The following is a 5,410-nucleotide window of genomic DNA, read 5'->3' as shown; positions in this document are numbered from 1 at the left end:
GACACCGGCCGGATCAGGACGATCTCGCCGAGGGTCTGCGTGCGCTGGGCTTCCTGCGCGGCGGTGCGAAAGAGTGGTGTGTTGGGCGTCATGGATGGACAGCCGAAAGTAGCGTAGGGAGCACGTCGCCGGTTCCGTGCGTGGCGTTCGGCCGGCGTATTGCGGTGGCGTCGGGTTGCTTCGTCACTGCCGCGACCCTGCGCTCGCCGCGCCTGTAGCACGGTTGTCGTGCCGTACAGCCCTGGTTTTCGCTCGAGTGGCCTGTTGCATGTCTAGGTGTGTCGGCGAACGATGCCATGACGATAGGGCGCTTAAAATTTAGCGATCCGAACTCACATCGCGCAGATTCGCAAAGATCGCGGTAATGGGCAGACGCCGTGCGAGATTGCACAACATTGCTTTGGAATCTATCGGAGCAAACCGAAACGGGAAAGCGCGCCGGCCTACGTTTTGACGATTATTAGCGGTGTTTTTCCCTGTTTAACATTCGAATCAGTCGATAATCGATCGAGCAACCGGGAAATCGGATGAACGGTGACGTCGGTGACGCGATGCATGCCGCGTCGTGCGCGTCGTGCGACCGGCCAGCGGATATTGCACTGGCGCGTGCCCGCCCTGAGACGGGCACGCGCATCGCTCGACCGCTCCAGGCATGCATCCGGCGGTTTGCCGTCGATGCCTGGTCGGTCGTTGTATCGGGTGGCGGATTAGCCCGTGATGACCTTGCCCGTGCCGGAGACGATGCCGACGATGTCATTGACCAGGCCGTTGAGCAGGCCGCCGGCCGTGTCCGTCAGATTCACGCCGAAGTTGAGCGCGGCTGCGCCAACCGTGCCGATTGCCTGTTGAGCGCCGAGAACCACAGCGGTCGGAATAGCAACCAGCGGATTCCAGAGACCGCCGCCAACCATATCGATTTCTTGCTGATTGATTTCTTGCATGATCGTTTTTCCTAAAGATAGTGTGGCTAAGGGGGGTGGCTTAAGAATTGAAGAGGCCGTTGAGGAAAGCCGACCCAACGTTTTGGGCCAGTTGAACCGGCAGGCCGCCGACGATCTGGATCGCGCCGACGAGGCCGCCAGCCAGTTGGTCCGTGATGGTCGAACCGATGTTGTACAGGCCTTGGCCGTACACGCCAACCAGGCCCGTGAGGGCACCGACCAGACCACCGCCAACTTGCGCGCCGCCGACCAGATCGATTTCCTGCAGACTAAGTTCTTGCATTGCCCTTCTCCTAACTATTGCCAGATGGCCCATCTGGCAGGGTATCGATCTGCCGTGCTTTTGCACTGTACAAATCAATTCTCGATATTGTTCGATATCCTGAATTTATCGTCCCGGCGAATCCGGATCATGTCGATGCGTGTTGCTTCAAGCAGAGAGCAAGTACGCAACGCGTGCTCAGTCCGGGTCGATTGTCCGGTTGCGAATTTGTCGGACGAAAATTAGCAAAGGTTACCGGTGGAGAAAGTTCGGTAGCGTACTCAGCGCTTGAATCATTTTTTTGAGATGAAAATTGCCGTCTATAGGCGTCTGTCATCGATGATTGTTTAGCAATGCATATGGGCGGGCTGAAATCTTGGCGAGGTTTTTAAAGCGAGATGAAGCCGGTGTCGGAGGAGGGCGATTGATCGCCGATATGTGAAAATCACCATCGGCGAAAAGCGGCGGGCCGCGAGGGCGACGCGCCGTGACGGCCGGCGCCGGTTTGACATCGGCGCGCCACAATTCCGTGCTATAGGCCGGCACATCAGCATCGACACGAGAGGGCGCCGAACCATCCATGAAACCCGAGATGATCGTACAGAGCTACGGCGCCGACATGTCCGGCATGGTCTGCGGATTCCGGTTCGCCCCCGACGCGGTCGGCGTGCCGGTCGATGCGGAGCAGGCGATCGACTGGCTGAGCCGTCGCGACGAACTGCCGGCGCAGCGCGATGCAGGCGCGAACTTCCTGTGGCTGCACTTCAATCTCGCGCACGGCGCGAGCGAGCGCTGGATGCGCGCGCATCTGGATCTGCCCGAGACGTTCTTCGAATTCCTCCGCGAAGGTTCGCACTCGACCCGGATCGAACAGCAGGACGGCGCGCTGCGGGCGGTCGTCAACGACGTGATGTTCAATTTCGAATTGACGCCGTCGGAGATTTCGACGCTTTGGGCGTATGCGCATCGGCGCATCCTGGTGACCGCGCGGCTGAAACCGCTGCGCTCGATCGACACGCTGCGCGCCGGCGTGAAGCAGGGCGAGCTGTTCCGCTCGCCGGCCGAACTGCTGATCCACCTGATGCGCGACCAGGCGGATTTGATGGTGCAGATCGTGCGCCGCACGAGCGTCGATATCGATCGGATCGAGGATCGTTTCCTGTCGCAGCGGCCGACTTCGAACCGGATGGAGCTGGGCGCGATGCGCCGGACGCTGACGCGCCTGCAGCGGATGCTGGCGCCCGAGCCGGGCTCGATCTTCCGGCTGCTCGCGAAGCCGCCTGCTTGGCTGCTGGCCGAGGACGTGCAGGAGCTGCGCGAATCGACGGAGGAATTTTCGCTGGTGCTCGCCGATCTCGCGGGCCTCGTCGAGCGGATCAAGCTGCTGCAGGAAGAAATCGGTTCGCGGCTCGACGAGCAGAACAACCGGACGCTGTTCACGCTGACGCTCGTGACGGTGATCGCGCTGCCGATCAACATCGTCGCGGGCTTCTTCGGGATGAACGTCGGCGGCGTGCCGTTCTCCGAGAACAAGCACGGTTTCTGGATGATGGTGCTGCTGGTCGCGGGTTTCACGGCGCTCGCCTCGTGGTGGGCGTTTCGCCGTCACCGAGGCGAGCGGTAACGCGACGTGCCTGCTGCCGTCCGCCCCGCCGAGGGCGGCGACCCGCGCCGGCGCCTCTAGCGCAGCAGCGTGATCGCGCGCTCGCCGATCACCATCCCGAGCAGTCCGATCAGCGCGACGAGCGGCGGGGCCGGCGAACGCACATGCAGCAGCGCGTACAGCACGCCGACGCCCAGCCCCACCGCCAGCGAAATCACGTAGTCCATCATGATGGCCTCCCTGGTCGACCGTTCCGTCACGGCTTGATCACGACGCGTTCGCGCGCGCCCTTGAGTACCGCGCGATAGGCATCGTGCGCGCGTTCGAGCGGATACACGTGGTCGGCCGCGATCGGGAACGGCCGCAGCGTGCCGCCCTCGAACGCGGGCGCCAGCTCGTCGAGAATGCGCGCGCAGACGGCGCCGTCCAGCGCGAGCGAATCGACGCCGACATAGGTGTGCTGGCCGCGGTAGAACGCGAAGATGTCGAACGGCACGCTGCGCTCGAGCGTCGAGATGAAGATCTGCCGTCCGCCGATCGCCATCGATGCGTTGGCGGCGTCGAAGTACGGGCTGCCGACCGTGTTGTAGACGATGTCCGCGCCGTGTCCGCCGGTCGCGGCACGCACCGCGTCGGCGACGTCGCTGGCGGAGGCGTCGATCACGCGCACCGGGCGCGTCGCATGGCCGCGATAGTCGTCCGGGCCGCGTTCGACGCCGATCACGGTCGCGCCGCGCGCGGTCGCCAGCTGGATCGCGGCCTGCCCGACCTTGCCGTTCGCGCCGAACACGAGCACCACGTCGCCCTCCACCGGCATGCCGGCGCGGCGCAGGCCCTCATGCGCGGTGATGAACGGCACGCCGACACCCGCCGCTTCCTCCAGCGTCAGCCGGCCGGGCTTGCGGCGCACCTGCGCCTCGGCGAGCAGCAGCTGTTCGGCGTGCGAGCCGTCGCGGCGCACGCCCAGCTCGCCGCCCGATCCCCATACGGCCTCGCCGACCCAGTCGGCGGGGCCGACGCGCACGATGCCGGACCAGTCGCGCCCCGGGGTGCGCGGCCAGACGGCGTGCGGCATGTTGCCGAGCGCGGCCTTCACGTCGCTCGGATTCACGCCGGCCGCATGGATGTCGATCAGCATTTCGCGTGCCCTGGCCACGGGCGGCGCGATCTGCTTCACGCGGGCGTCGAGGGCGTCGATGTCGGGGGCGGCTTCTTCGAGACGAATACTGCGCATGATGCACTCCGGTGAGAGGCCGCCGGGCGGCCGGGGGAAGCGGATAAGGGCAGTGTAGGCGGGCGGATTTGACGCGGAAATATGCAAAGGAGCATGATTGTTTTGCGATAAATGCAAAGCAAAACCATGAACGACTTCCTTTCTCCTCACCTGTCGGTGTTCGTCGACGTCGTCGATCTGCAGAGCTTTTCGGCGGTGGCGCGGCGGCACGGCGTGGCCGCGTCGTCGGTGACGCGCCGCGTCGACCATCTCGAAGCGCAGCTCGGCCTCCGGCTGCTGCATCGGACGACCCACGCGGTGAAGCCGACCGAGGCGGGGCAACTGCTGTACGAGCGGGCGCAGAGCCTGCTCGCGGAGATTCGCGGGCTGCAGGAGGATCTGCACGGTCAGCGCAGCGAGCCGAGCGGGCTGCTGCGCGTCGATTGTCCGGCGCCGTTCGGCCGGCTGCACCTGATGTCCGCGCTCGCCGCCTTCATGCAGCGCTATCCGGCGCTGCAGGTGGAACTGGTGCTGACGGACAGCATGGTCGACCTGCAAGGCGAGCGCCTCGGTTCCGAAGTCGATCTGGCGCTGAGGATCGGCCCGCTCGAGGACACCCGCTTCGTGGCGACCGTGCTTGCCCCGCAGCGGCGGGTGCTGTGCGCGAGTCCCGGCTATCTGGCGCGCCGAGGCGAACCCGCGTCGCTCGACGCGCTCGCGGATCACGACTGCCTCGGGTGGCACGGCCCGCCGCCGCCCGGCGCGTGGCTGTTCGACGGCCGCCGGCATCCGCCCGCGCAGCCGCGGTTTCGCAGCAACCATTCGGAGGCGCTGCTGGCCGCGGCGATCGAAGGCTTCGGTATTGCCCATCTGCCGACCTGGCTGGCCGGCGCTGCGCTGCGCTCGGGTGGGCTGCGGCGGGTTCTGCCGGGGCGCGGCACGGCGCCGGAGCGTGCGACGATTCACGTGCTGCGCCAGGAGGCGCGCGGCAGCGCGCGCACGCTGCGGCTGGTCGAATTCCTCACGCACTGGTTCGCCGAGCCGCCCTGGGAGCGCGCGCTCCCGAAGCGGTCGAAAAAAAACGGGCCTCGGTGACGAGGCCCGTCGGGGAGGGCGGCGCGATGCCGAGGCGCGGGTCCGGGGGCGCCGCCGGCCGTAACCGGCGGCGCTGGCGGATCGGCGCGGACGGCGGCGCCGTCCGGTCGTCCGTTACTGGGTGAGCTGCTGACGGGGCGTGAACTTGCCCTGATAGCGCAGCGTCGGGCGCACCTTCTCGGGCGTCGCGGCCGGGGTCGGCAGCACATCGCCCGCCGGCAGCTGGCGCAGCGACATCGCGGCCGGCGAGTTGATCGACCCGATGCTGGTCGAGCGCGATGCCGGAGCGAGATTCG

7 protein-coding genes are annotated in these 5,410 nt (G+C 66.1%); 2 read left to right on the top strand and 5 right to left on the bottom strand.

Going from position 1 to position 5,410, the window contains the following annotated elements:
• Positions 1-707: 707 nt before the first annotated feature.
• A complete protein-coding gene (locus RZR99_RS32015) occupies positions 708-941 on the bottom strand; it encodes a PTS fructose transporter subunit IIABC (protein ID WP_323123708.1) in 234 nt (77 codons plus the stop codon).
• Positions 942-981: 40 nt separating this feature from the next.
• A complete protein-coding gene (locus RZR99_RS32010) occupies positions 982-1,224 on the bottom strand; it encodes a hypothetical protein (RefSeq protein WP_323123707.1) in 243 nt (80 codons plus the stop codon).
• 559 nt (positions 1,225-1,783) lie between these two features.
• On the opposite strand from RZR99_RS32010, the gene RZR99_RS32005 reads away from it, so the two are divergent.
• Positions 1,784-2,827 (top strand): transporter, encoded by a 1,044-nt coding sequence (locus RZR99_RS32005; protein ID WP_323123706.1) that lies wholly within the window; start codon positions 1,784-1,786, stop codon positions 2,825-2,827.
• Positions 2,828-2,883: 56 nt separating this feature from the next.
• Here the strand turns inward: RZR99_RS32005 and RZR99_RS32000 are convergent, their stop codons facing one another.
• Both RZR99_RS32000 and RZR99_RS31995 read right to left on the bottom strand, forming a co-directional pair.
• Positions 2,884-3,036 (bottom strand): DUF1427 family protein, encoded by a 153-nt coding sequence (locus RZR99_RS32000; protein WP_323123705.1) that lies wholly within the window; start codon positions 3,034-3,036, stop codon positions 2,884-2,886.
• A 26-nt stretch (positions 3,037-3,062) separates the two neighbouring features.
• Positions 3,063-4,040, bottom strand: a complete 978-nt coding sequence (locus RZR99_RS31995; protein ID WP_323123704.1) for a quinone oxidoreductase family protein — start codon at positions 4,038-4,040, stop codon at positions 3,063-3,065.
• A gap of 126 nt (positions 4,041-4,166) precedes the next feature.
• Between RZR99_RS31995 and RZR99_RS31990 the strand changes: the two genes are divergently transcribed.
• On the top strand, positions 4,167-5,114 hold the full coding sequence (locus tag RZR99_RS31990) for a LysR family transcriptional regulator (protein WP_323123703.1): 948 nt from the start codon (positions 4,167-4,169) through the stop codon (positions 5,112-5,114).
• Positions 5,115-5,228: 114 nt separating this feature from the next.
• Here the strand turns inward: RZR99_RS31990 and RZR99_RS31985 are convergent.
• Positions 5,229-5,410 (bottom strand): hypothetical protein (locus RZR99_RS31985; RefSeq protein WP_323123702.1); only part of this gene is annotated, 182 nt, incomplete at its 5' end.

Origin of the sequence: Burkholderia alba (assembly GCF_034721475.1) — a bacterium.
Lineage (GTDB): Bacteria > Pseudomonadota > Gammaproteobacteria > Burkholderiales > Burkholderiaceae > Burkholderia > Burkholderia alba.
This window is presented reverse-complemented; position numbering and strand designations above follow the sequence as displayed.

What these genes read in the sequence shown, in the direction of transcription:
- RZR99_RS31990 (WP_323123703.1), top strand. Translation starts at nt 4,167, where the DNA reads ATGAACGACTTCCTTTCTCCTCACCTGTCGGTGTTCGTCGACGTCGTC.
- RZR99_RS31995 (WP_323123704.1), bottom strand. Translation starts at nt 4,040, where the DNA reads ATGCGCAGTATTCGTCTCGAAGAAGCCGCCCCCGACATCGACGCCCTC.
- RZR99_RS32000 (WP_323123705.1), bottom strand. Translation starts at nt 3,036, where the DNA reads ATGATGGACTACGTGATTTCGCTGGCGGTGGGGCTGGGCGTCGGCGTG.
- RZR99_RS32015 (WP_323123708.1), bottom strand. Translation starts at nt 941, where the DNA reads ATGCAAGAAATCAATCAGCAAGAAATCGATATGGTTGGCGGCGGTCTC.
- RZR99_RS32005 (WP_323123706.1), top strand. Translation starts at nt 1,784, where the DNA reads ATGAAACCCGAGATGATCGTACAGAGCTACGGCGCCGACATGTCCGGC.
- RZR99_RS32010 (WP_323123707.1), bottom strand. Translation starts at nt 1,224, where the DNA reads ATGCAAGAACTTAGTCTGCAGGAAATCGATCTGGTCGGCGGCGCGCAA.